Annotated in this window: 25 protein-coding genes; 21 read left to right on the forward strand and 4 right to left on the reverse strand. The window is 65.7% G+C overall.

Annotated elements, in window-relative coordinates; translation table 11 throughout:
• Positions 1-83 precede the first annotated feature (83 nt).
• The 5 genes from lon (at position 84) to SF06_RS07900 (ending at position 6653) form a co-directional block, all read left to right on the forward strand.
• Positions 84-2456 (forward strand): endopeptidase La, encoded by a 2373-nt coding sequence (gene lon / locus SF06_RS07880; RefSeq protein ID WP_039560680.1) that lies wholly within the window; start codon positions 84-86, stop codon positions 2454-2456.
• Between the two features lie 176 nt (positions 2457-2632).
• Positions 2633-3691: an acyltransferase family protein gene (locus SF06_RS07885; RefSeq protein ID WP_039560683.1), complete on the forward strand. Its 1059-nt coding sequence runs from the start codon at positions 2633-2635 to the stop codon at positions 3689-3691.
• A gap of 75 nt (positions 3692-3766) precedes the next feature.
• A complete protein-coding gene (gene cmoA / locus SF06_RS07890) occupies positions 3767-4510 on the forward strand; it encodes a carboxy-S-adenosyl-L-methionine synthase CmoA (RefSeq protein WP_027589482.1) in 744 nt (247 codons plus the stop codon).
• On the forward strand, positions 4507-5466 hold the full coding sequence (gene cmoB / locus SF06_RS07895; RefSeq protein WP_039560684.1) for a tRNA 5-methoxyuridine(34)/uridine 5-oxyacetic acid(34) synthase CmoB: 960 nt from the start codon (positions 4507-4509) through the stop codon (positions 5464-5466). Before cmoA ends, cmoB begins: the two co-directional genes overlap by 4 nt.
• A 134-nt stretch (positions 5467-5600) precedes the next feature.
• Complete coding sequence (locus SF06_RS07900; protein WP_039560685.1) at positions 5601-6653, forward strand: GGDEF domain-containing protein; 1053 nt, start codon at positions 5601-5603, stop codon at positions 6651-6653.
• A gap of 6 nt (positions 6654-6659) precedes the next feature.
• On the opposite strand, the gene SF06_RS07905 is transcribed toward SF06_RS07900, so the two are convergent.
• Both SF06_RS07905 and ygfZ read right to left on the reverse strand, forming a co-directional pair.
• Positions 6660-7499 (reverse strand): HDOD domain-containing protein, encoded by an 840-nt coding sequence (locus SF06_RS07905; protein WP_027589479.1) that lies wholly within the window; start codon positions 7497-7499, stop codon positions 6660-6662.
• Positions 7500-7516: 17 nt separating this feature from the next.
• Positions 7517-8458, reverse strand: a complete 942-nt coding sequence (gene ygfZ, locus SF06_RS07910; RefSeq protein ID WP_039560686.1) for a CAF17-like 4Fe-4S cluster assembly/insertion protein YgfZ — start codon at positions 8456-8458, stop codon at positions 7517-7519.
• A 170-nt stretch (positions 8459-8628) separates the two neighbouring features.
• On the opposite strand from ygfZ, the gene SF06_RS07915 reads away from it, so the two are divergent.
• The 3 genes from SF06_RS07915 to SF06_RS07925 all read left to right on the forward strand — a co-directional run bounded on the left by SF06_RS07915 (position 8629) and on the right by SF06_RS07925 (position 10604).
• On the forward strand, positions 8629-8883 hold the full coding sequence (locus SF06_RS07915) for an FAD assembly factor SdhE (RefSeq protein WP_027589477.1): 255 nt from the start codon (positions 8629-8631) through the stop codon (positions 8881-8883).
• Complete coding sequence (locus SF06_RS07920; RefSeq protein ID WP_027589476.1) at positions 8867-9319, forward strand: protein YgfX; 453 nt, start codon at positions 8867-8869, stop codon at positions 9317-9319. The genes SF06_RS07915 and SF06_RS07920 overlap by 17 nt, the downstream gene beginning before the upstream one ends.
• A 118-nt stretch (positions 9320-9437) precedes the next feature.
• Positions 9438-10604 (forward strand): zinc-dependent alcohol dehydrogenase, encoded by a 1167-nt coding sequence (locus tag SF06_RS07925; RefSeq protein WP_039560687.1) that lies wholly within the window; start codon positions 9438-9440, stop codon positions 10602-10604.
• A gap of 47 nt (positions 10605-10651) precedes the next feature.
• Here SF06_RS07925 and nadB read toward each other — a convergent pair whose 3' ends face one another.
• A complete protein-coding gene (gene nadB, locus SF06_RS07930) occupies positions 10652-12250 on the reverse strand; it encodes an L-aspartate oxidase (RefSeq protein ID WP_027589474.1) in 1599 nt (532 codons plus the stop codon).
• A 343-nt stretch (positions 12251-12593) separates the two neighbouring features.
• On the opposite strand from nadB, the gene rpoE reads away from it, so the two are divergent.
• The 12 genes from rpoE to pdxJ all read left to right on the forward strand — a co-directional run bounded on the left by rpoE (position 12594) and on the right by pdxJ (position 22914).
• Positions 12594-13178 carry an RNA polymerase sigma factor RpoE/AlgU gene (gene rpoE, locus SF06_RS07935; protein WP_027589473.1) on the forward strand — a complete coding sequence of 195 codons (585 nt, stop codon included), beginning with the start codon at positions 12594-12596 and terminating at the stop codon, positions 13176-13178.
• A gap of 32 nt (positions 13179-13210) precedes the next feature.
• Positions 13211-13810 (forward strand): sigma-E factor negative regulatory protein, encoded by a 600-nt coding sequence (locus SF06_RS07940; RefSeq protein WP_039560689.1) that lies wholly within the window; start codon positions 13211-13213, stop codon positions 13808-13810.
• 11 nt (positions 13811-13821) lie between these two features.
• Complete coding sequence (locus SF06_RS07945) at positions 13822-14757, forward strand: MucB/RseB C-terminal domain-containing protein (RefSeq protein ID WP_037008502.1); 936 nt, start codon at positions 13822-13824, stop codon at positions 14755-14757.
• Entirely contained in the window at positions 14754-15230 is a 477-nt protein-coding gene (locus SF06_RS07950) for a SoxR reducing system RseC family protein (RefSeq protein WP_051587332.1), read from the forward strand. The genes SF06_RS07945 and SF06_RS07950 overlap by 4 nt, the downstream gene beginning before the upstream one ends.
• A gap of 27 nt (positions 15231-15257) precedes the next feature.
• A complete protein-coding gene (locus tag SF06_RS07955) occupies positions 15258-16652 on the forward strand; it encodes a DegQ family serine endoprotease (protein ID WP_437123603.1) in 1395 nt (464 codons plus the stop codon).
• A gap of 130 nt (positions 16653-16782) precedes the next feature.
• The gene (gene lepA / locus SF06_RS07960) at positions 16783-18582 is read left to right on the forward strand and encodes a translation elongation factor 4 (RefSeq protein ID WP_027589469.1); all 1800 of its coding nucleotides are present in this window, start codon (positions 16783-16785) and stop codon (positions 18580-18582) included.
• Positions 18583-18587: 5 nt separating this feature from the next.
• A complete protein-coding gene (lepB, locus tag SF06_RS07965) occupies positions 18588-19445 on the forward strand; it encodes a signal peptidase I (protein ID WP_027589468.1) in 858 nt (285 codons plus the stop codon).
• Positions 19446-19523: 78 nt separating this feature from the next.
• Positions 19524-19901 carry a DUF4845 domain-containing protein gene (locus SF06_RS07970; protein WP_039560696.1) on the forward strand — a complete coding sequence of 126 codons (378 nt, stop codon included), beginning with the start codon at positions 19524-19526 and terminating at the stop codon, positions 19899-19901.
• Positions 19898-20587 (forward strand): ribonuclease III, encoded by a 690-nt coding sequence (gene rnc / locus SF06_RS07975; RefSeq protein ID WP_027589466.1) that lies wholly within the window; start codon positions 19898-19900, stop codon positions 20585-20587. The genes SF06_RS07970 and rnc overlap by 4 nt, the downstream gene beginning before the upstream one ends.
• Complete coding sequence (gene era, locus SF06_RS07980) at positions 20580-21476, forward strand: GTPase Era (protein ID WP_039560698.1); 897 nt, start codon at positions 20580-20582, stop codon at positions 21474-21476. The genes rnc and era overlap by 8 nt, the downstream gene beginning before the upstream one ends.
• 6 nt (positions 21477-21482) lie before the next feature.
• Positions 21483-22187 (forward strand): DNA repair protein RecO, encoded by a 705-nt coding sequence (recO, locus tag SF06_RS07985; RefSeq protein ID WP_039560700.1) that lies wholly within the window; start codon positions 21483-21485, stop codon positions 22185-22187.
• Positions 22180-22914 carry a pyridoxine 5'-phosphate synthase gene (pdxJ, locus tag SF06_RS07990; protein ID WP_039560705.1) on the forward strand — a complete coding sequence of 245 codons (735 nt, stop codon included), beginning with the start codon at positions 22180-22182 and terminating at the stop codon, positions 22912-22914. Before recO ends, pdxJ begins: the two co-directional genes overlap by 8 nt.
• 120 nt (positions 22915-23034) lie before the next feature.
• Here the strand turns inward: pdxJ and ung are convergent, their stop codons facing one another.
• Positions 23035-23736 carry a uracil-DNA glycosylase gene (gene ung, locus SF06_RS07995; RefSeq protein ID WP_027589462.1) on the reverse strand — a complete coding sequence of 234 codons (702 nt, stop codon included), beginning with the start codon at positions 23734-23736 and terminating at the stop codon, positions 23035-23037.
• A gap of 228 nt (positions 23737-23964) precedes the next feature.
• On the opposite strand from ung, the gene SF06_RS08000 reads away from it, so the two are divergent.
• Positions 23965-25212 carry an ABC transporter substrate-binding protein gene (locus SF06_RS08000; RefSeq protein ID WP_027589461.1) on the forward strand — a complete coding sequence of 416 codons (1248 nt, stop codon included), beginning with the start codon at positions 23965-23967 and terminating at the stop codon, positions 25210-25212.
• The last annotated feature ends 137 nt before the right edge of the window (positions 25213-25349 follow it).

Here is a 25349-nt window from a genome sequence, read left to right on the forward strand (position 1 = left end):
TGCAATCCCATCGAATCGTCCGCCGGCTTGAAATGCGTGCACCGATGCCCATCTAACGTGAAAGATTGCTGCTCAGGTGTGCCATGAACGATCAGGACAACGCCCCGGAAAACGTCGAAACCGTCAGCGGCCAGCTGGCGCTGCCCGGCCAGAACCTGCCGGATACGCTGTACGTGATTCCCATCCACGGACGGCCATTCTTTCCGGCCCAGGTGCTGCCGGTGATCGTCAACGAAGACCCCTGGAGCGAGACGCTGCAACGGGTCGCCAACACCGAGCATCACTGTCTGGCGCTGTTCTTCGTGGAAGGCGACGGCAGCGAGTTCGACCTGAACGACTTGCCCGAGCACGGCACCGTGGTGCGCGTGCACCACGCCAGCCAGGAAGGCGGCAAGCTGCAGTTCGTCGCCCAGGGACTGACCCGCGTGCGCATCCGCGGCTGGCTGCGCCGGCGGCCGCCCTATCTGGTCGAGGTGGAATACCCGCAGAGCGCCAGCGACCCGCGCGACGAGGTCAAGGCCTACGGCATGGCGCTGATCAACGCCATCAAGGAACTGCTGCCGCTCAATCCGCTGTACAGCGAGGAGCTGAAGAACTACCTGAACCGCTTCAGTCCCAACGATCCCTCGCCGCTCACCGACTTCGCCGCCGCGCTGACCACCGCCCCCGGCAAGGAGCTGCAGGAGGTGCTCGACTGCGTGCCGGTGCTCAAGCGCATGGAGAAGGTGCTGCCGCTGCTGCGCAAGGAGGTCGAGGTGGCGCGCCTGCAGAAGGAGCTGTCCGCCGAGGTGAACCGGCAGATCGGCGAGCGCCAGCGCGAATTCTTCCTCAAGGAACAGCTGAAGGTCATTCAGCGCGAGCTGGGCATGACCAAGGACGACAAGAGCGCCGACGCCGACGAGTTCCGCGCGCGCCTGCAGGGCAAGACGGTGCCGCCGGCGGCACAGAAGCGCATCGACGAGGAACTGAACAAGCTGTCGATCCTGGAAACCGGCTCGCCGGAGTATGCGGTAACCCGCAACTACCTGGACTGGGCCACCAGCATGCCATGGGGCGTCTACGGCACCGACAAGCTGGACCTCAAGCGCGCCAGCAAGGTGCTCGACAAGCACCATGCGGGCATGGACGACATCAAGCAGCGCATCATCGAATTCCTGGCCGTCGGCGCCTTCAAGGGCCAGATCGCCGGTTCCATCGTGCTGCTGGTCGGCCCGCCGGGGGTGGGCAAGACCAGCATCGGCAAGTCCATCGCCGAAACCCTCGGCCGGCCGTTCTACCGCTTCAGCGTCGGCGGCATGCGCGACGAGGCGGAGATCAAGGGCCATCGGCGCACCTACATCGGCGCCCTGCCCGGCAAGCTGGTGCAGGCGCTCAAGGAGGTCGAGGTGATGAACCCGGTGATCATGCTCGACGAGATCGACAAGCTGGGCGCCAGCCATCACGGCGACCCGGCCTCGGCGCTGCTGGAAACCCTCGATCCGGAGCAGAACGTCGAATTCCTCGATCACTACCTGGACCTGCGCCTGGACCTGTCCAAGGTGCTGTTCGTGTGCACGGCCAATACCCTGGATTCGATCCCCGGGCCGCTGCTGGACCGCATGGAGATCATCCGCCTGTCCGGCTACATCACCGAGGAAAAGCTCGCCATCGCCAAGCGCCACCTGTGGCCGCGCCTGCTGGAAAAAACCGGCGTGCCCAAGCATCGTCTGGCGATCAGCGATGCCGCGCTGCGCGCGGTGATCGAGGGTTATGCCCGCGAAGCCGGCGTGCGCCAGCTGGAGAAACAGCTGGGCAAGCTGGTGCGCAAGGCGGTGGTGCGCCTGCTGGAGGATCCCGAGCTGACCATCCGCATCAGCCCCAAGGATCTGGAGGAATCGCTCGGCACCCCGGTGTTCCGCCGCGAGCAGCGCCTGCAAGGCATCGGCATCATCACCGGGCTGGCCTGGACGAGCATGGGCGGCGCCACGCTGCCCATCGAGGCCACGCGCATCCATACCCTCAACCGCGGCTTCAAGCTCACCGGCAAGCTGGGCGAGGTGATGAAGGAGTCGGCGGAAATCGCCTACAGCTACATCAGCTCGCATTTGAAGCAGTACGGTGGCGACCCGACCTTCTTCGACCAGGCCTTCGTGCACCTGCACGTACCGGAGGGCGCGACGCCCAAGGACGGCCCCAGCGCCGGCATCAGCATGGCCAGCGCGCTGCTGTCCCTGGCGCGCAATCAGGCGCCGAAGAAGGGCGTGGCGATGACCGGCGAACTGACCCTGACCGGCCAGGTGCTGGCCATCGGCGGCGTGCGCGAGAAAGTCATCGCCGCGCGCCGGCAGAAGATCTTCGAACTCATCCTGCCGGAGGCCAACCGCGGCGAATTCGAGGAATTGCCGGATTACCTGCGCGAGGGACTGACCGTGCACTTCGCCCGTCAGTACGCGGACGTCGCCCGGGTGCTGTTCTGAGCAGCAGCACGCACGGCACATGTCGAACGGTTAGCACTTTGGTGCACAGCAACTACTGTTGAGGTGTTCAGCCGTTTACCGGCTGTGCTGGCTCGCCTGGATGCGCGAGCCAGAAACCCCAACGGTTCCGCTCCGCAGTCAGGCATCACGGGCCCCGTACGTAAAAGGACTTACCGATGCCTAGCACCCAACGTTTCAGTGCCCTGGACAGCTTTCGCGGCCTGGCGGCCCTGGCCATCGTCGTCTGCCACCTGCCGCTGCTACTGGCCGACGGCGAACCCGGGCAGTTTGTTGATAGCGCCGTGTATGTGCAGTTCTTCTTCGTTCTCAGCGGCTTCGTGCTCTTCCATGCCAATGGAGCGCGCCTGGGTACACCGGCCGCCTTCGGCCGCTTCCTGACCGCGCGGGGCTTTCGCATCCTGCCAGTGCACCTGTGCTTGCTAGGCCTGATCCTGCTGCTCGGTGACACCCGACCGGACGCAGAAAGCGCATCGGCGCTGCTGGCCAACCTCCTGCTGTTGCAGGCCTGGCTGCCCACGGCCGATGACCTGTCACTCAACCCCGCAGCCTGGACCCTCAGCCTTGGCTTCTATTTCAGCCTGTTCTTCGGCCTGGCATTGCTGGCCCTGCCACGAGGCCGCAGCGCTGCGTTCCTTCTGCTGGCGGCTCTCGCCCTGGGGGGCCTGTTGAGTGGGTTTGACGACCTGCATGCCAGCCTGCTCCTAGGCGCCGTCGGGTTCTTCCTGGGGGCCATGCTATATCCGTTGCAGCAGAGCCTGCGTCTGCTGCCACTCAGCCAGCGTGCCTTCACCATTCTGGAAGTCACCGTGCTCGCGCTGCTCGGGCTGATTCTGGACAGCAGCTACCTGTATCGGGAGCTGTACGCCACGCTGGTATCTGCGCTCCTGCTGCTGATCTTCACCTTCGAAGGCGGGCTGCTGTCGCGCCTGCTGCGCCATCGTCTGCCGCTCACACTCGGCCGCTGGGCCTTCGCCCTCTACCTGAGTCATCTGGTGCTGTTCATGGCGCTCGCCGAACTCCTGCCGCTACTGCCGCAGCCAGACGTGCCGTGGCGCGACACGCTGCTGGCAACCGCTGCGGTACTGGTGGCGATCGCCCTGTCGGCACTGCTCCATCGCTACATCGAACGGCCCGGCATGGCCCTCGGCCAGCGTCTGCTGGCGCCTCGCTCGGGCACCGCACAGGCCGGCAACGCCTCCGAAGCCAGCGGCTGACGGCTCGGCGGTCTCGCAAAGCAGCCTGCACAAGCCCTAAAATGCGCGCCTTTCCAGCCAAAACCGTTAGCGCCGATGTCCCAGGAAGCCGACCGTCTCTTCGCCCAGCCGCTGGGCCAAGTGCCCGATTTCGTGTTCAACGAGGACGTGGCCCGGGTCTTCCCGGACATGATCAAGCGTTCCGTGCCGGGCTACCCCACCATTGTCGAGAACATCGGCGTGCTGGCTGGCCACTTCGCCCGGCCGGACAGCGTCCTGTACGACCTGGGCTGCTCACTGGGTGCCGTCACGCAAGCCCTGCGTCGCCATGTGAAGGCCGAACGCTGCCAGGTGATCGCGGTGGACAATTCGGCGGCCATGGTGGCGCGCTGTCGCGAATACCTGCAGGCCCAGGACGCCATGTTCCAGGAGCTGCTGCCGGTTGACGTGGTGGAAGCCGACATCCTGCAGCTCGACTACCAGCCCTGCTCGCTGGTGGCGATGAATTTCACCCTGCAGTTCGTCGCCACCGAACAACGCCCGGAACTACTGGCGCGCATTCGCCGCGCGCTGCTGCCGGGGGGCGCGCTGATCCTCTCCGAGAAGCTGCGCTTCGAGGATGCCGCCGAGCAGGCGCTGCTCACCGACCTGCACCTGGACTTCAAGCGCGCCAATGGCTACAGCGAGCTGGAAATCGCCCAGAAACGCAGCGCCATCGAACACGTCATGAAGCCCGACAGCTTGCAGCAGCATCGCGAACGCTTGCTGGATGCCGGCTTTTCCCGGGTGGTGCCCTGGTTCCAGTGCCTCAACTTCGCCTCGCTGATTGCCCTGCCATGATCGATTTCAACCCGCTGATCCGCCGCCTGGCTGGCACTCCGCTGGCAGCCTGGGCAGACACGCTGCCGCAACAGTTCGCCGACAAGCTGGCGTGCGGCCACGGCGACCTGGCGCGCTGGCGCCAGGCGCTGGACGCCCTGCCGTCGCTGCACGCGGAAACCATCGAGCTGCTGGAGCAGTTCCGGCTGGACGGCCCCTGTTCGGACGAGCAACGCGAGCACCTGCGCGGCGCGCTGATGGGCCTGTCGCCCTGGCGCAAGGGTCCCTTCTCGCTGTTCGGCATCGAGCTGGACACCGAGTGGCGTTCGGACTGGAAGTGGGCGCGCGTCGCCCCGCACCTGGACCTGCGCGGCAAACGCGTACTGGATGTCGGCTGCGGCAACGGCTACTACATGTGGCGCATGCTGGGCGCCGGTGCCGATTCCGTCATCGGTATTGACCCCAACTGGCTGTTCTTCTGCCAGTTCCAGGCGATGGTCCGCTACCTGCCGGAGCGGCCCGCCTGGCATCTGCCCTTTGCCCTCGAAGAGCTGCCGCCCAGCCTGCAGGGCTTCGACAGCGTGTTCTCCATGGGCGTGCTCTACCATCGCCGCTCGCCCATCGACCACCTGCTGGCCCTGAAGGACTGTCTGGCGCCTGGCGGGGAACTGGTGCTGGAAACGCTGGTGATCGAGGGGGATGAGAACGCCGTTCTGGTCCCGGAAGACCGCTACGCGCAGATGCGCAACGTCTGGTTCCTGCCTTCGGTGCCGGCCCTGGCACGCTGGCTGCGCCGCGCCGGTTTCAGCGACGTGCGCTGCGTGGATGTCAGCCTGACTTCGGTCCAGGAACAGCGCCGCACCGACTGGATGCGCTTCCAGTCGCTGGCCGACTTCCTCGACCCGCAGGACCCGTCCCTCACCGTGGAAGGCCTGCCGGCGCCCCGGCGCGCCGTGCTGCTGGCTCGCAAACCCTGATCCGCCTGCCCCTGCAGTGAAATTTATGACCTGATTCGTCGCCCTTTTGGCCGAAACGATGGCAGACTGATATCGGGATTTGGGACATACTGCCCCGGCATGTCCCTGCAGAACAACGACAAGAAAAGACGGCCATGGACAGGATTCTTTCGCGTTTTTGGCGGCGCCTGCGCACCGACTTCCCGTTCGCCACCCTCAGCCTGATGGGGTTGTTCGGCATTCTGGGGGTCTCGCCCTTCATCATCTACCGCGCCCTGGAAGGCAATTACCTGATCGCCATCGCCGACACCCTCATGGTGCTGGCGACCGTCAGCGCCATTGTCTACGCCTGGGTGACCCACGACACGGCCAAGGCCGGCATCTTCCTGCTGTGCATCTTCACCCTGGTCGCGCTGCTGGTGGCGATTACCATCGGCCTCGACGCGGTGTTCTGGATCTACCCGCTGATCCTCGCCAACTTCTTCCTCGCCGAACCTCGCGTCGCCCTGGTCGCCACGCTGGCCCTGCTGATGACCCTGACAGGCTACTCCCTGCTGGAGCCGGGACTGCTGTTCGAGAACCCGCGGCAGCTGGCGTCCTTCCTGGTGACCAGCCTGATGGCCGGCGCCCTGACGTACATCTTCGCGTCGCGCTCCCGAACGCAGCGCGAGCAGCTGGAGACGCTGGCCATCCAGGACCCGCTGACCGGGGCGCGTAATCGCCGGGCCATGAACCAGGACCTGCAGCTGGCCAGCGCCCGCCAGAAGCGCCAGAAGCAGCCGCAGGCACTGATGGTCATGGATCTGGATCACTTCAAGCAGATCAACGACCGCTTCGGCCACCCGGCCGGTGATCAGGTGCTGGTGGACTTCGTGAGCCTGGTCAAGCGCTGCACGCGCAGTAGCGACATGCTTTACCGCTTCGGCGGAGAGGAGTTCCTGCTGCTGCTGCCCGACACCGACCAGCAGGGATTGCAGCAGGCCGCCCAGAATCTGCAACGCCGCGTCCGCCAGCAACTGGTCGGCCCGGGTGGCACGGTGACGATCTCCATCGGCGGCGCGCTGCTGCGCACCGACGAACACTGGAACAGCTGGCTGCAGCGGGCCGATAAGTGCCTCTACCAGGCCAAGGGCAGCGGCCGCGACTGCATCATCCTCGACTGCGAGCCGACGGGCACAGACAGCGTGGCCGCTGCGCCGCACGCCTGATGGCCATTACTGCTGCAGCATGCTCATGGCCGAGCGCAGGGCGCCATGCAGGTCCTGATCGGACTGGATGTCGGCCTTGGGGTTGAGGCCCAGTTTGGCGAAGGCGGGAATGCTGCCCCAGTCCAGCTGGGTGAGCGGATGGCGCGTGCCCAGGTGGCTTTGCAGGATGGCCACCTGCACGATGTCCACGTAGTCCACCGCCGGGGAATTGCGGGTGAAGTCCTGCATCTGTCCCGGCACCACGGCGAGAGCCTCGGGAAACTCCCAGGCGCGCAGAATGCGCTCGCCCAGCTGCGGGTGAATGCGCTCGATCACATGATCGAGGCTGGCCGTATCGGCCAGCAGCAGCTCATGCTCCTCGGCGTAGGTGAGGATCGGCAGGACGCCGATCTGGTGAACGAGGCCGGCCAACGTGGCCTGGTCCGGTTGCAGGCGGGTGAAGTGGCGGCACAGCACCTGGCTGATCGCGGCGATTTCGGTGCTCTTGACCCATACCTCCCGCAGCTTGGCATCCACCAGCTCATGGGTGGCCTGGAACATCTGCTCCATTGCCAGACCAATCGCCAGGCTGCAGGTGTAGTTGATGCCCAGCCGGTCAACGGCCGACTGCAGGTCGTTTATCTCCCGGTTGCCGCGCAGCAGCGGGCTGTTCACCACCTTGATCAGCCGCGCGCTCAGTGCGGCGTCGTTGCTGATCACCCGGCTCAACGCATGGGTGCCGATGTTGGGATTCTCGGCGGCTTCGCGCACGCGGATGGCCACCTCCGGCAAGGTGGGCAGAATCAGCGCATCATCTTCGATGGCCTGGAGAAGTTCTTCCTGAATCCGATCGACCAGCTGGCTCATCTACTACTTACTCCATGTCAGCGTTGAATTTCCCGTTCGCTGTCCAGGCCATAGGGCAAGTCCAGCACCCGCAGACTCGGTCCCTGCGGATTCCCCAGGTGAAGGCGACCATCCTGCACGGCATCCTCCTGCAGAACGGCCAGCAACTCGACCTCCTCGGCGGACCGCGCAGCCAGCACCACTTCCCCGACACTGCTGCCATGCACCGGCGAGAACAACTCGACGCCAGGCACCGGCGGGGCTTCTGCCTGCACCGCCAGACGGTACATGCGTCGCTTCAGGCGCCCCAGGTACTGCATGCGGGCGACGATTTCCTGGCCGGTGTAGCAGCCCTTGCGAAAACTGACGCCATCCAGCGCCTGCAGATTGATCATCTGCGGAATGAACAGCTCGCGGGTGGCACCAAATACCTGGCCAATGCCGGCCCGAACCTGGGTCAGCAGCCAGTCGTTGAGCGGCGCCTCCGGCATCTGCTGCGCCAGGCTGGCCCGCACGGCGGCCGCACGTTCGGCCGGCGCCCACACCTCGAGGCGCCCAGCGGACAGGCGAATACCCAACAGTCCATCGGACTCGACCAGGGCGTTGGCCTCGGCGGGCACGTCAAGACCGAGCGAACCCAACGCGGCATCGCCGTTGTAGAGGCCGAAACGCACCCACTGGGCGCTCTCGTCCGCCAGGCGGGTGCCCCGCGAGAACACGGCGTACTTTTTCAGATCGGCCAGTTGCGCTTCGAGCAGCTCGCCGGCCAGGGCCAGCAGGAAGCCATCGCCCTGCGGCACGATGCGAAAGCTCGACTGCATGCGACCCTTGGGGGTGCAGCGCGCGCCCAGACTGGCGCGCCCGGTGAGGTACTTGATATTGCAGGTCAGCTGGCCCTGCAGGAACGTGCCGGCGTCCGTTCCGCGCACGGCGAACACCCCTTCGTGGGTCAAGGGGCTGAAGAATGCGGATTCGGCCATGAGGATGCCTGGGCTCGGTGTGGAAAAGGCAGATCATAGAGGGGCTGAGTGGTGCTTGTCAGCGGTTGCCATCTTCTCGCCGCATGGGCCGCCTGCGGACCTGGCGACCCGGCTCGCGACGAGACACGGCCAGACCCTATAATGCCGGCCTCTCTGCTAAGGAGCCTCGCATGGCCGACGATATCGAACTCAAGCGTCTTTTCTGGCACAGCCGTCGCGGCATGCTCGAGCTGGACGTGCTGCTGGTGCCCTTCGTTCAGGAGGTCTACCCGAACCTGGACCCGGAAGACCAGGCGCGCTACCGCCAACTGCTGGAATGCGAGGACCAGGACATGTTCGGCTGGTTCATGCAGCGCGGCGAGCCCGAGGACGCTGACCTGCGCCGCATCGTCAAGATGATCCTGGACCGTGTCCAGCCCAAGTGAGTCCTTCGAGTGCCATTGGCGGCCCTCGCGACTGCTGCTGGCGACCTACCTGCTGAGCCTGGCGCTGGCCCTGGCCGCCCTGCTGCTCGCCGCGCTGCCGGCCTGGGCGCAGCTCACCGGCGTGTTCCTGTGCGGCCTGCACGCCCTGTGGACCCTGCCGCGCCATCTGCTGCTGCGCTCACCGACCGCGGTTACCGCCCTGCGTCGCGACGCCAGCGGCTGGCATCTGTTCAGCACCGCCCACGGCTGGCAGGCGGTGCGCCTCCTGCCCGACAGCCTGGCACTGCCCTGGCTGATCGTGCTGCGCTACCGCCGCCCCGGCCGCGGGTTCAGCCAGGGCCTGTGCATTCCCCGTGACGCCCTGCCGCCCGACCAGCACCGACGTCTGCGCGTGCGGCTGAAATTCAGCCGCAACCGCTGGGCCGACCCGAGCTAGCCGCCCCCTCCTCCCAGTCACGCCGATCCCGAAGAAGGAACCGGCAGCCCCTGCCGCTGCCCACCAAGGTCTGGAAGCTCTCACCAGGGATTTCCTTCACCCGGAAGCGGAGAACCCCATGCGTGCACTGACCTACCACGGCGCTCACGACGTCAGAGTCGATACTGTTCCCGACCCGCAGCTGCAGCAGCCCGACGATATCCTGCTGCGTGTCACGGCCACGGCAATCTGCGGCTCCGACCTGCACCTCTACCACGGCAAGATTCCAGAGACCCGCGACGGCGACATCTTTGGACACGAGTTCATGGGCATCGTCGAGGAAGTCGGAACCGGAGTGACGGCACTCAAGCCCGGCGACCGGGTCATCGTGCCCTTCGTGATCGCCTGCGGCGACTGCTTCTTCTGCCGCCAGGACCTGTTCGCCGCCTGCGAAACCACCAACCCGGGGCGGGGTGCGATTCTCAACAAAAAGCAAATCCCCCCGGGCGCGGCGCTGTTCGGCTACAGCCATCTGTATGGGGGTATTCCCGGCGGCCAGGCAGAGTTCGTGCGGGTGCCCCAGGCCAACACAGGGCCGTTCAAGGTGCCCACCTCGCTACCCGACGAGCGCGTACTCTTTCTCACCGATATCCTGCCCACCGGCTATCAGGCGGCGGTGAACGCCGGCCTGAAGGCCGGCTCCAGCGTGGCTATCTACGGGGCCGGGCCGGTGGGGCTGATGACTGCGGCCTGCGCGCGCCTGCTCGGCGCCGAGCAGATCTTCATGGTCGACCAATTCGCCCACCGGCTGCAGTTCGCCCAGGAGGCCTATGGCGTCATTCCCATCGATTTCACCCAGGACGACGACCCCGCGGCAACCATCATCGAGCAGACTGCCGGACATCGCGGCGTGGATGCCGCCATCGACGCCGTCGGCTTCGAGGCCAAGGGCAGCACCACGGAAACCGTGCTGGCCACCCTCAAGCTGGAAACCAGCGTCGGCAAGGTGCTGCGCCAGTGCATCGCCGCCGTACGCCGGGGTGGCGTGGTCAGCGTGCCGGGGGTCTATGCCGGCTTCCTGCACGGCTTCCTGTTCGGCGATGCCTTCGACAAGGGGCTGACGTTCAAGATGGGACAGACCCACGTCCAGGCGCTGCTGCCGCAGCTGCTGGATCATATCGAACAGGGTCGACTATCGCCCGAGATCATCATCAGCCACCGCCTGCCCCTGGCAGAGGCCGCCAAGGGATACGAGCTGTTCGACAAACATCAGGACGAATGCCGCAAGGTGATCCTGCTGCCCTAGATGCCGGCAACGGCGGATTGCGCCCGGCCCAGCCGGGCGCAATCGCATCAGGGCGTCAGGATGGTATCGACCGCCTCGGGCAGCAGGTTCGGGTAGTCCAGCGTGTAGTGCAGGCCGCGCGACTCCTTGCGCTCCAGCGCCGAGCGGATCATCAGGTCGGCCACCAGCGCGAGGTTGCGCAGCTCGATCAGGTCGCGGGTGACCTTGTAGTTCGAGTAGAACTCGTCGATCTCGGCGAGCAGCAGCCGGACACGGTGCTGGGCACGCAGCAGGCGCTTGGTGGTGCGCACGATGCCCACGTAGTCCCACATGAAGCGCCGCAGCTCGTCCCAGTTGTGGGCGATGATCACATCCTCGTCGGAGTCGGTGACCTGGCTGGCGTCCCAGCTGGGCAGCGCCTGCGGCAGCTCGGTGTCGTCCAGCTTGGCAAGCATGTCCTGCGCCGCCGAGCGGGCATACACGAAGCACTCCAGCAGCGAGTTGCTGGCCATGCGGTTGGCGCCGTGCAAACCCGTGAAGCTGGACTCGCCGATGGCGTAGAGGTCCGGCACGTCGGTCAGGCCATGCTGGTCCACCAGCACGCCGCCGCAGGTGTAGTGCGCCGCCGGCACCACCGGGATGGGCTGGCGGGTAATGTCGATGCCGAAGTCCAGGCAGCGCTCGTAGACGGTGGGGAAGTGCTCCTTGATGAACGCCGCCGGCTTATGGCTGATGTCCAGGTACACGCAATCGATGCCCAGGCGCTTCATCTCGTGGTCGATGGCCCGGGCAACCACATCGCGCGGCGCCAGCTCGGCACGCGCATCGAAACGCGGCATGAAGCGCTCGCCACTGGGCAGCTTGAGCAGCGCGCCCTCGCCACGCAGCGCCTCGGTGATCAGGAAGTTCTTGGCCTGCGGGTGATACAGGCAGGTTGGATGGAACTGGTTGAACTCCAGGTTGCCCACCCGGCAACCGGCGCGCCAGGCCATGGCGATGCCATCGCCGGTGTTGCCGTCCGGGTTACTGGTGTACAGGTAGACCTTGGCGGCACCGCCGCAGGCCAGCACCACGAAACGCGCCGCGAAGGTGTCCACCTCGCCGGTCGCCCGGTTCAGCACGTAGGCACCCAGGCAACGCCGGCCCGGACGGCCCAGCTTGTGTTCGGTGATCAGGTCGACCGCCACACGCTCGTCCAGCAGCTCGATGTTCGGCCGCTGGCGGGCCTTGTCCAGCAGGGTATTGAAGATGGCGGCGCCCGTGGCATCGGCGGCATGGATGATACGCCGGTGGCTGTGCCCACCCTCGCGGGTCAGGTGGTAGGCAAAGCCGCCTTCGTCGTCGCCGGTGTCTTCCCGCGTGAAGGGCACACCCTGGGCGATCAGCCATTCGATGGCGGCCCGGCTTTGCTCGACGGTGAAGCGCACCGCGTCCGCGCGGCACAGCCCGGCGCCGGCAATCAGGGTGTCCTCGACATGTGATTCCACGGTGTCGGTATCGTCCAGCACGGCAGCCACGCCGCCCTGGGCATGGGGCGTAGAGCCATTGTCCAGCTGCCCCTTGCTGAGCACCGCGATGCGCAGGTTGCCCGGCAGGGTAAGGGCCAGGGTGAGGCCGGCGGCGCCGCTGCCGATGATCAGTACGTCGTGCCCGAAATGCTGGCTCATGAAGTGAATCCCGCGAAATAACCGCGTCTAGTATATCGGGGGCTCGGTCGACACAATAGCGACCGCGAGAGGGGAGGATGAACAGCGTGCGGAACTTTTTTCAGGATCGGTTTTCCATAGCAGGATTGCTTCGCATGCCCTGCTCAGGCAAGGCGTGCCATGGCACCTGCAACCGGATGCCTGAACATCAACAACGACAGGCAGTGCGCCTGATGTATGGCAAGCACCGCCTCGGCATTCTGCTTGCCTGTACGGGGGAGAACTTTTTGCATAACGCCTGGGTCTATCGAGGTAAGCCAGACCGGCAGCCAGTGCGGCGGGAAAGATGCGGAGAGGAATTCGCATGCTGACCCAGGAACAGGACCAGCAACTGGTCGAGCGCGTCCAGCGGGGAGATCGCCGGGCCTTCGACCTTCTGGTGATGAAGTATCAGCACAAGATCCTCGGGCTGATCGTGCGCTTTGTTCATGACACGCATGAAGCTCAGGACGTGGCCCAGGAAGCATTCATCAAGGCCTATCGCGCCTTGGGCAACTTCCGGGGTGAAAGCGCCTTCTACACCTGGCTGTACCGCATTGCCATCAACACGGCCAAGAACCATCTGGTCGCCAGAGGCCGGCGCCCGCCGGACAACGATGTCAGCGCCGAGGATGCCGAGTTCTACGATGGCGACCATGCCCTCAAGGACATCGAGTCACCCGAACGCGCGATGTTGCGGGACGAAATCGAGGCAACGGTGCATCGCACCATCCAGCAGTTGCCGGAGGATCTGCGCACGGCCCTGACCTTGCGCGAGTTCGACGGGCTGAGTTATGAGGACATTGCCAGCGTCATGCAGTGTCCGGTGGGAACCGTGCGCTCACGCATCTTCCGGGCGCGTGAGGTCATAGACAAGGCGTTGCAACCCCTGTTGCACGAGCAAACCTGAGACGGTGGGCGATGAGCCAAGAGAGGAAAGACATGAATCGTGAATCCCTGCGGGAAACGCTGTCCGCGGTGATGGATAACGAGGCGGACGAACTGGAGTTGCGCCGCGTGCTCGCCGCAGGCGGCGAGCCGGAGTTGCAGGCCACCTGGTCGCGCTACCAGATCGCCCGGGCAGCCATGCACGGCGAGTACTTCGCGCCCGGCCTGAACATCGCCGCAGGCGTTAGCGCCGCACTGGCCGAGGAGCCGGCGCCGTCCCGCTCCGGCGTGGGCGCACCGCTGTGGCGCGGCATCGGTCGTGTGGCAATCGCCGCCTCCGTCACCGTGGCCGTGCTCGCCGGGGTGCGCTTCTACAACCAGGACGCCCTGGATGGCGCTCAGATGGCCCAGCAAAGCGCCCAGCCCGCTGCGACGGCCAGCAGTGCAGCCCCCATAGCGCAGGGACCTGCGGTACTCGCCAGCTACAACCCCTCCGGGGAGGCTACCCTCGCCGTGCCGGTCGACCATGAGGCCCAGCTGACCGCCGAAGACCAGCGCCTGCTGGACTATGTACGCCAGCATGCCCGCCAGGCCGGCAGTGGCGCTGAAAGCACCCTGCCCCATGCACGGGCCGCCAGTCTGGAAAATCGCTGACAGGGAGTCGCATGCGCTTTATTCCATGCTTGTTGGCCGGTGCGCTGCTAAGCCCGCTGGCCCAGGGTGCGGAGAGCCAGAACTGGCTGCTGCGCCTGCAGGAGGCCGAACAGCGCCAGGAGTTCCAGGGCGTCTTCGTCTACGAACGCAATGGCAGCTTCTCCAGCCATGAAATCCACCGTCAGGTGCGTGAGGGCCAGGTGCGCGAGCACATCCAGCAGCTGGATGGCGTGTTCCATGAGAGTCTGCGTACCAATGGTCAGCTGGAATGCATGACCGGCCCGCGCTACGAGCAGATCATGGAAAACCAGGCCGATGGGCTGCGCCGCGTGCAACCGCGCACCTTGGCCCAGTGGTACGACATCCGCACGGCCGGCCAGTCGCGGGTTGCCGGCCGCGAGACTGTGGTGCTGTCGCTGCGACCGCGCGACCAGCACCGCTATGGCTTCGAGCTGTACCTGGACCGGGAAACCGCCCTACCCCTGAAGTCCCTGCTGCTCAACGAGCATGGCCAGCCGCTGGAGCGTTTCCAATACGTCGTTTTCGAACCTGTCGAGCAGCCGAAGCTGCAGGCCGGACAGGCCTGCCGGCCGGTCACGAACCGCGAGGTGCGCTCGCTGGAAGAGCAGGCCTGGCGCTCGGAATGGCTGCCGGCCGGTTTTTCCCTCACGCGCATCGTCGAGCAACGCACCGTGCGCGAAGACGCTCCGGTGGCCTGGCTGGTGTATGGTGACGGCCTGGCGCGCTTCTCCGTATTCCTCGAGCCCTGGCGCGAAGGGCTGAGCATCGACCAGCGCAGCCAGCTGGGGCCCACCGCCGCCGTATCGCGGCGCCTGGCCACTGACCAGGGCGATCTGCTGGTCACCGTGATCGGCGAAATTCCGCTGGGCACGGCCGAGCGGGTCGCCCTGTCGATTCGTTCTGGCTCGGGAGTCATGTTGCAGTGATCGAACAGGAAGGTCGCGTCGTCGCTGTGGAAGCCGACGCCGTCTGGGTGGAAACCCTGCGTCGAGGCACCTGTGCCAGCTGTTCGGCGCGCGCCGGATGCGGCCAGGGCCTGATGAACAGCCTTGGGGTCGGCGAGCGGCGCGGCCATGTTCGGGCACTGACCGACCTTCATCTGCGCGTCGGCGACACGGTCGCCATTGGCGTGCAGGAAGAAGTGCTGCTCAGCGGCTCCATTCAGGTTTATCTACTGCCCCTGCTGGGGCTGTTTGCCATGGCGCTGCTGGCCGATCGCCTGGGGGCTGCAGAGCCCTGGGTGATCCTCTCCGGACTGGCGGGCCTGTTTGGCACCTGGATCTACATTCGCCGGCGCAGCCTGCGCACGGCGGATGATCCGGCGCTGCAGCCGGTCGTGCTGCGCGCCTGTCCGACCACTCACCGGCCGGACTTTGTAGCTCTTGGCAAAGGGGAGTAAATCTTGAAAGCACATCTACGGACTTATGTGAGCACCCTGCTGGTCGTGCTGCTGGGCAGTCACGCCCTGGCGGCCCAGGCCCAACTGCCGGACTTCACCGAACTGGTGGAGGAAGCGTCGCCGGCCGTGGTCAATATCAGCACCCGTCAGAAAATGCCGGCGCGCGGCCAGTCGCAACTGATGATTCCCGACCTGGAAGGCCTGCCGCCGCTGTTTCGCGAGTTCTTCGAGCGCAACCTGCCGCAGGCGCCGCGCAACGGCAGGCAGCCCGAGGCCCAGTCGCTGGGCTCAGGCTTCATCATTTCCGACGACGGCTACGTGCTGACCAACAACCATGTGGTCGCCGACGCGGACGAGATTCTCGTGCGCATGTCCGACCGCAGCGAACTGGAAGCCAAGCTGGTGGGCGCCGATCCGCGCAGCGACGTGGCGCTGCTGAAGATCGAAGGCAAGAATCTGCCCACCGTGAAGCTCGGCAAGTCCGAAAACCTCAAGGTGGGTGAATGGGTTCTGGCCATCGGCTCGCCGTTCGGCTTCGACTACTCGGTGACCGCCGGCATCGTCAGCGCCAAGGGCCGCAGCCTGCCCAACGAAAGCTATGTGCCGTTCATCCAGACTGACGTGGCCATCAACCCCGGCAACTCCGGCGGCCCGCTGTTCAACCTGGATGGCGAAGTGGTGGGCATCAACTCGCAGATCTTCACTCGCTCCGGCGGCTTCATGGGCCTGTCCTTCGCGATCCCGATCACCGTGGCCCTCGACGTGGCCAACCAGCTCAAGGAAACCGGCAAGGTCAGCCGCGGCTGGCTGGGCGTGGTGATCCAGGAAGTGAACAAGGACCTGGCCGAATCATTCGGACTCGACCGTCCCGCCGGTGCTCTGGTAGCTCAGGTGCTGGAAGATGGCCCAGCGGCCAAGGGCGGCCTGCGCGTCGGCGATGTGATCCTCAGCCTCGACGGCCATCCCATCGTGATGTCCAGCGACCTCCCGCACCGGGTCGGCATTCTCAAGCCCGGCAGCAAGACGCGCCTGGAGGTGATGCGTGAAGGTCAGCGCCGCACCCTGAACGTGACCATCGGCGCCCTGCCCGAAGAGGGCGAGCCCCTGGCCATGCCGCGCGGCAACAACGGTGCGGAACGCAGCAGCAACCGACTGGGCGTGACGGTCATCGAGCTCACCGAGGAACAACGCAAGAGCCTCGACCTGCAGGGCGGCGTGGTCATCAAGGAAGTGCAGGGTGGCCCGGCAGTGGCCATCGGCCTGCGCCCCGGCGATGTCATCACCCACCTGAACAACCAGGCCATCAAGTCGTCCCAGCACTTCGCGCAGGTCGCCAAGGACCTGCCGAAGAACCGCTCGGTGTCGATGCGTGTGCTACGCCAGGGCCGCGCCAGCTTCATTACCTTCAAGCTGGCCGAATGACCCCCTCGGGAGGAAGGGCCCGCGCCCTTCCTCTCCCCCCCCAGCGGACGTGACGCCCTTTGCGGGCTTCAGGTAGAATCTCCGACTATTTTTCGGCGGGAGGTTCCCGCGGCCCATCGAGTAACGTCCCGTGAGCGACCTGAGCCATATCCGCAATTTCTCCATCATTGCCCACATCGACCACGGCAAGTCCACCCTCGCTGACCGCTTCATCCAGATCTGTGGCGGCCTGAGCGACCGGGAAATGGAAGCCCAGGTACTGGACTCCATGGACCTGGAGCGCGAGCGGGGCATCACCATCAAGGCCCACAGCGTGACCCTGTACTACAAGGCACGCAGCGGGCAAACCTACCAGCTGAACTTCATCGACACCCCCGGCCACGTGGACTTCACCTACGAAGTCAGCCGCTCGCTGGCGGCCTGCGAAGGCGCCATCCTGGTGGTGGATGCCGGCCAGGGCGTCGAAGCCCAATCCGTGGCCAACTGCTACACCGCCATCGAGCAGGGCCTGGAAGTGATGCCGGTGCTGAACAAGATGGACCTGCCCCAGGCCGACCCGGACAAGGTGAAGGAAGAGATCGAGCAGATCATCGGCATCGATGCCACCGACGCCGTGCCCTGCAGCGCCAAGAGCGGCATGGGCGTGGAGGATGTGCTGGAGCGCCTGATCACCGTGGTGCCGCCGCCGGTAGGCGAGATCGAAGCCCCGCTGCAGGCGCTGATCATCGACTCCTGGTTCGACAACTACCTGGGCGTGGTCTCGCTGGTGCGCGTCAAGCACGGCCGCGTGAAGAAAGGCGACAAGATCCTGGTCAAGTCCACCGGCAAGTTGCACCAGGTGGACAGCGTCGGCGTGTTCAACCCCAAGCACACCGAAACCGCGGACCTCAAGGCCGGCGAAGTGGGCTTCGTGATCGCCGGCATCAAGGACATCCAGGGCGCGCCGGTGGGCGACACCCTGACCCTCTCCACCACGCCGGATGTGGAGATGCTGCCGGGCTTCCAGCGCATCAAGCCGCAGGTGTACGCCGGCCTGTTCCCCGTCAGCTCCGATGACTTCGAGGATTTCCGCGACGCGCTGGAGAAGCTGACCCTGAACGACGCCGCCCTGCAGTACGAACCGGAAAGCTCCGACGCCCTGGGCTTCGGCTTCCGTATCGGCTTCCTCGGCATGCTGCACATGGAGATCATCCAGGAGCGCCTGGAGCGCGAATACGACCTGGACCTGATCACCACCGCGCCGACCGTGGTCTACGAGGTCGTGCTCAAGAACGGCGACACCGTCTACGTGGACAACCCGTCCAAGCTGCCGGACCTGGCCAACATCCAGGAAATGCGCGAGCCCATCGTGCGCGCCACCATCCTGGTGCCACAGGAGCACCTGGGCAACGTCATCACCCTGTGCATCGAGAAGCGCGGCGTGCAGCGCGACATGCAGTTCCTCAGCAGCCAGGTGCAGGTGGTTTATGACCTGCCGATGAACGAAGTGGTGCTGGATTTCTTCGACCGCCTGAAATCGGTGAGCCGCGGCTACGCCTCGCTGGACTATAGTTTCGACCGCTTCCAGGCCGCCAACCTGGTGCGCCTCGACGTGCTGATCAACGGCGAGAAGGTCGATGCCCTGGCGCTGATCGTTCACCGCGACCGCTCCCATCAGAAGGGCCGCTCGCTGACCGAAAAGATGAAGGAACTGATCCCGCGCCAGATGTTCGACGTGGCGATTCAGGCAGCCATCGGCGGGCAGATCGTGGCGCGTACCACGGTCAAGGCGCTGCGCAAGAACGTACTTGCCAAGTGCTACGGCGGCGACGTGAGCCGCAAGCGCAAACTGCTGGAGAAGCAGAAGGCCGGTAAAAAACGGATGAAGCAGGTCGGCAGCGTGGAAATCCCGCAGGAAGCCTTCCTTGCTGTGCTCAAGGTGGATAGCTGAGTTCTATGTCGATCAATTTCCCGCTGTTGCTGGTTCTCGCCGTCCTGATCTGCGGCGCATTGGCCCTGTTCGACCTGCTGGTCCTGGCCCCGCGGCGGCGGGCGGCGATTGCCGCCTACCAGGGCCAGGTTAACGGCGCAGCCGATGACAAGGTGCTGGAGAAACTGAACAAGGAACCCCTGCTCGTCGAGTACGGCAAGTCCTTCTTCCCGGTGCTGGCCATCGTGCTGGTGCTGCGCTCCTTCCTGGTCGAACCCTTCCAGATCCCCTCCGGGTCGATGAAGCCGACCCTGGAAGTGGGCGATTTCATCCTGGTCAACAAGTTCGCCTACGGCATTCGCCTGCCGGTACTCGATACCAAGATCGTCGAGGTGGGTGATCCGCAGCGCGGCGATGTCATGGTGTTCCGCTACCCCAGCGATCCGAACATCAACTACATCAAGCGCGTGGTCGGCCTGCCCGGCGACACGGTGCGCTACACCAGCGACAAGCGCCTGGTGATCAATGGTCAGCCTGTGGCGGAATCCTTCCTGCAGCAGGAGCCCGGCTCGCTGGGCAGCGCTGCACTGTATGAGGAAAAGCTCGGCGCGGTGGAACACCTGATCCGCAAGGAGATGCGCCGCTACCGCATCGAGCCCAGCCGCGAGTGGGTGGTACCGGAAGGCTACTACTTCATGGTTGGCGACAACCGCGACAACTCGAACGACAGCCGTTACTGGGACGATCCGGCGATCGATCCCGAGCTGCGCGGCATGGTGGCCGACCGCAATATCGTCGGCAAGGCGTTCGCGGTGTGGATGAGCTGGCCGGAACCCAAGGGCAGCAACCTGCCGAACTTTACCCGGGTAGGTCTGATCCACTGATTTGTGCGGCGTCAGGCAATATGCCGGCGGCGGCTTTTATAGGCTTGGCAGCCTCTGAATCCGCATCCGAGGTTGCTCATGACGTTCCCGCACACCCAGAAAGGCCTGTCGTTGCTGGGCTGGCTGATGGCATTGGCGGTGGTGGCCTTCTTCGCCAGCACCGCCTTCAAGGTCATCCCCCACTACCTCGACTACCTGTCGCTGGAGAAGATCATCGCCTCGGTCGAAACCGACAAGGCGGCCGATATCCGCAGCGTCGGCGATTTCTACACCCATGTCGGCAAGGGCATGCAGGTCAACAGCATTCGTGACCTGGACCTGCGCAAGGCCTTGACGGTGAAAGTGGAAAACCAGTATTTCCACGCACGACTGCAGTACGAAAAGCGTGAACCCCTGATCAAGAATCTCGATCTGGTGGTTCGTTTCGATAAAGAATTCCGCGTAAGAGTCCAGTGAACCCCCCACTCAACCGCCTTGAGCGCCAGCTCGGATACACCTTCCAGAACCAGGAGCTGATGCTCCTGGCCCTCACCCATCGCAGCTTTGCCGGGCGCAACAACGAACGCCTGGAATTCCTCGGCGATGCCATCCTCAACTTCGTGGCCGGCGAAGCGCTGTTCGAGCGCTTCCCGCAGGCCCGCGAAGGCCAGCTGTCGCGTTTGCGCGCCCGCCTGGTCAAGGGCGAGACGCTGGCCGTGCTGGCCCGCGGCTTCAGCCTGGGCGATTACCTGCGCCTGGGTTCGGGGGAACTGAAGAGCGGCGGCTACCGCCGCGAGTCAATCCTTGCCGACGCGCTGGAAGCCCTGATCGGCGCCATCTACCTGGACAGCGGCATGGAGCAGGCCCGCGAGCGTGTGCTGGCGTGGCTGGCCAACGAACTGGAAAGCCTGACCCTGGTGGACACCAACAAGGATCCCAAGACCCGCCTGCAGGAATTCCTGCAATCCCGTGGCTGCGAACTGCCGCAGTACGAGGTGGTGGACATCCAGGGCGATCCGCATTGCCGCACCTTCTACGTGGAATGCCGGGTCAGCCTGCTCAATGAAAAGACCTGCGGCCAGGGCGCCAGCCGCCGCATCGCCGAACAGGTATCCGCCGCGGCCGCCCTGGTGGCCCTGGGCGTGGAGAACACACATGAATGACATCAGCCGCTGCGGCTACGTGGCCATCGTCGGCCGCCCGAACGTGGGCAAGTCCACGCTGCTCAACCATATCCTCGGCCAGAAGCTGGCCATCACCTCGCGCAAGCCGCAGACCACCCGGCACAACATGCTGGGCATCAAGACCGAAGGCGCGGTGCAGGCCATCTACGTGGACACCCCCGGCCTGCACAAGAACAACGAGAAGGCTCTCAACCGCTACATGAACCGCAGCGCCAGCAGCGCCCTGCGCGATGTCGACGTGGTGGTGTTCGTGGTCGACCGGACCCGCTGGACCGACGAGGACGAGCTGGTACTGGAGAAGATCCGCGGCGTGAAGTGCCCGCTGATCGTCGCGGTCAACAAGGCCGACCAGCTGGAAGACAAGGCCGAGCTGCTGCCGCACCTGCAGTGGCTGGCCGAGCAGTTGCCCAACGCCGAGATCGTGCCGATCTCCGCGCTGCATGCCCAGAACCTCGACACCCTGGAAAACCTGGTCAACGAGCGCCTGCCGGAGAACGAGCACTTCTTCCCGGAAGACCAGATCACCGACCGCTCCAGCCGCTTCCTGGCCGCCGAACTGGTGCGCGAGAAGATCATGCGCCAGCTGGGTGCCGAACTGCCCTACCAGATCACCGTGGAGGTCGAGGAGTTCAAGCAGGAGGGTCGCATCCTGCATATCCACGCACTGATCCTGGTGGAGCGCGAAGGCCAGAAGAAGATCCTCATCGGCGACAAGGGCGAGCGCATCAAGCGCATCGGCCAGGACGCCCGCCGCGACATGGAAACCCTGTTCGACTCCAAGGTGATGCTCAACCTGTGGGTCAAGGTGAAGGGCGGCTGGTCCGACGACGAACGCGCCCTGCGCTCGCTCGGCTACCTCGACCTGTAGATCCCCATGAGCCAGGCCGGCGCGCCGCAGTCGGCGTTCGTGCTGCACAGCCGCCCCTACAAGGAAACCAGCGCGCTGGTGGACCTGTTCACCCCCGAGGGGCGCCTGCGCGCGGTGCTGCGCAGCGCGCGCGGCAAGTCCGGCAGCCAGGCCCGGCCGTTCCTGCCGCTGGAGATAGAGCTGCGCGGCAAGGGCGAGCTGAAGACCGTCGCCCGCCTGGAGCCCAACGGCATCCCGAATCTGCTGCATGGCGACGTGCTGTTCAGCGGCCTGTACCTCAACGAACTGCTGATCCGCCTGCTGCCGGCCCACGACCCGCATCCGGCGCTGTTCGAGCACTACGCGCTGACCCTGCAGGCGCTGGCCGCCGGGCGCCCGCTGCAGCCCTTGCTGCGCACCTTTGAATGGCGACTGCTCGACGAGCTGGGCTATGGCTTCGCCCTTGAACATGATGTCCAGGGCCAGCCGCTGGTGGCGGAAGTCTGGTACCGCCTGTTGCCCGAGTCCGGCCTGGAAGCGGTCGATCACCTGCAACCCGGGCTGTTCCTGGGCCGCGATCTGCGCGCCCTGGCCGACGCCGACTGGGAACAGCCCACTACCCTTGCCACCGCCAAGCGCCTGATGCGTCAGGCGCTGGCCCCCCATCTGGGCGGCCGACCCCTGGTCAGCCGCGAGCTGTTCATGAATCTCAAGGAGCCACCCCGTGCCTGATCCCATTCTGCTGGGCGTCAACATCGACCACGTCGCCACCCTGCGCCAGGCGCGCGGCACCCGCTATCCCGACCCGGTGAAGGCCGCACTGGATGCCGAGGAAGCCGGCGCCGACGGCATCACCGTGCACCTGCGCGAAGACCGCCGGCATATCCAGGAGCGCGACGTGCTGCTGCTCAAGGAGTGCCTGCAGACGCGCATGAACTTCGAGATGGGCGTCACCGAGGCGATGCTGGCCTTCGCCGAGCGGGTGCGCCCGGAGCATGTCTGCCTGGTGCCGGAGACCCGCCAGGAGCTGACCACCGAGGGCGGCCTGGACGTGGCCGGCCAGGAAGAACGCATCCGCGCCGCCGTACAGCGCCTGAGCGCACTGGGCTGCGAGGTGTCGCTGTTCATCGACGCCGATGAAAGTCAGATCCGCGCCGCACGCCGCGTCGGTGCCCCGACCGTTGAACTGCACACCGGTCGTTACGCCGATGCCCCCGATGCCGCGACCCAGGCCCGAGAGCTGGAACGCATCCGTGAAGGCGTGCGCCTGGGCCGCGCCGAGGGGCTGATCGTCAACGCCGGGCACGGCCTGCACTACCACAACGTCGAGGCGGTGGCCGCCATCGACGGCATCCACGAACTGAACATCGGCCACGCCATCGTCGCCCACGCGCTGTTCGTCGGCTTCAGGGACGCGGTGAAGGAGATGAAGCAGCTGATCCGCGCCGCGCGCGGCTGATCGCCGCCGAATCGCGACGTAGACGTGGGGTGGTCAAGGTGTTTTCTTGGCCACCAGCGCGCCGGTACGGCGCGCCTGGCGACGCGTTCGTGCTCGCGTGAGTATCCGACCGTCGCTGCCCTACCCCTCGGCCAATTCCGGCAGCCGCCAGTCGATCGGCGCCATGCCATGCTGTTCCAGGTAGCGGTTGGCGCGGCTGAAGTGCCCGTTGCCGATGAAGCCGCGATGGGCCGACAGCGGCGACGGGTGCGGCGAGCGCAGGATCAGGTGCTTGGTCGGATCGATCAGCCGTTCCTTGCTCTGCGCGTGGGCGCCCCAGAGCAGGAACACCAGGTGCGGGCGGCGCTCGCTGACCACCTGGATGATGCGATCGGTGAAGCGCTGCCAGCCGGCGTTGGCATGGGAACCCGCCTGGCCGCGCTCGACGGTCAGCGAGGTGTTGAGCAGCAACACGCCCTGCTCGGCCCAGTGCTGCAGGCAGCCGTGGCCGGGAATCGGCAGGTTCAGGTCGCGCTTGAGTTCCTTGAAGATGTTCTGCAGCGACGGCGGCGCCGGCACCCCGGGCTGCACCGAGAAGCACAGCCCGTGGGCCTGTCCGGGGCCGTGATAGGGGTCCTGGCCAATGATCACCACCTTCACCTGGTCCAGCGGCGTGGAATCCAGGGCATTGAAGATCAGCGGCCCGGGCGGGTAGATCTCCTTGCCGTTGGCCTTCTCGCTACGCAGAAACTCGCCCAGCTCGCGCATGTAGGGCTGCGCGAACTCCTCGTTCAGCGCCGCCTTCCAGCCGGGCTCCAGCCTGATGCGCTGGTTGTCGCTCATGAATACCCCCTCGTTCGTCCGGCCGGCACGCTAGAGAAGCCCTCCCGGCAAGTCAAGGCGCACCCGCGGCAATCGGCCCCACTCTGGCCACGCCAGCCCGCGACCTTGCTCGCGACACGTGAGAGCTGTCACACAAAACGCGCACCCTTATAGACCAAAAGCCGATGCCGTCCATCGGCAGGTTTGCGTACAAACGTTCCAATTTCCATACAGATCGAGAGGTTACGCATGAAACGCCTGACTGCCACGCTGGCGCTCTGGGTTGGTCTCGCCACCGGCGTGCAGGCCGCCGATCCCATCACCCTTGGCCTCAACTACCCGCGCAGCGGCAGTTACAAGGAAGAAGGCCTGTCGCAGATGCGCGGCGCCCTGCTGGCCCTGGATGAGATCAATGCCCGCGGCGGCGTGCTGGGCCGGCCGTTGCGGCTGTCCACCCTGGACAGCGCCTCGCAGGTCGACAAGGCCGTGGGTAACGTCGACCAGTTGGCCGCGGAAGGCGCCGCCATGCTGTTCGGCGGGGCGTCCAGTGCCGTGGCGATCGCCGCCGGCAAGCGCGCCCGCGAGCACGGCCTGATCTACTTCGGCACCCTCGGCTACTCCAACGACACCACCGGCAAGGACGGCCATCGCTACCTGTTCCGGGAGAGCAACAACGCCACCATGAGCGCCCGTGCCCTGGGCCAGTACCTGGCCCAGCATCTGCCGAACAAGCGCTACTTCTACGTGACTTCCGATTACACCTGGGGACTGACCAGCGAGGCGTCGCTGCGCACGGCGACCGGCAGCGAAGACCAGGCCCGCCATCCCAGCGTGCGCCTACCCTTTCCCGGCGCACGCCTGAGCCAATACCGCGATGCCCTGACCCTGGCCGGCAAGAGCGATGCCCAGGTACTGGCCCTGGTGCTTTTCGGCGAGGACCTGGTGCGCGCCATGCGCATCGCTCACGAGACAGGCCTGACCTCGCGCATGCAGGTGGTGGTGCCGAACATCACCGGGCATATGGTCGAACAGGCCGGCCCCTCCATCATGGAAGGCGTGCTCGGCACCACCCCCTGGACCTGGCGGGTACCGGACATGGAGGACAGCGAGCGTGGCCGCGCCTTCGTGAAGGCCTATGTCGAGCGCTACCAGGTCTACCCGACCAGCTCCGCCGCCCACGCCTACGGCATCGTCCACCAGTGGAGCGACGCCGTGGAGCGCGCCCGCAGCCTGAAGAGCGAGGCGGTGATCAAGGCCCTGGAGGGGCACCGCTACCGGCTGCTCAAGGGTGAGCAGGAATGGCGGGCCTTCGACCACCAGAACGTGCAACGCACCTATGTGGTCAAGGTCAAACCACGCGCCGAGGTGCTCAAGGATCCGCTGCACCAGGACTTCTTCGAGATCGTCCACCACCTGGACGGCGAACAGGGCGCGCCCAGCCTGAGCGAGTGGCAGGCCGAGCGCCGCGCGGCCGGCCAGCCGGACAAGCTCCTGTAGCTCGCCGGGATGCTCCCGCCGGCTGGCAGGCAACTGCTGCCGATCGACTCTCCGGGCCGCACGGCGACTATGGTTATCTCAACGACTACGCCCCCGGGCGCCGGGCGCACAGGCGGCCCTGCGAGGGGCCATTCGAA

It is taken from the genome of Pseudomonas flexibilis (assembly GCF_000802425.1).
Classification (GTDB): domain Bacteria; phylum Pseudomonadota; class Gammaproteobacteria; order Pseudomonadales; family Pseudomonadaceae; genus Serpens; species Serpens flexibilis.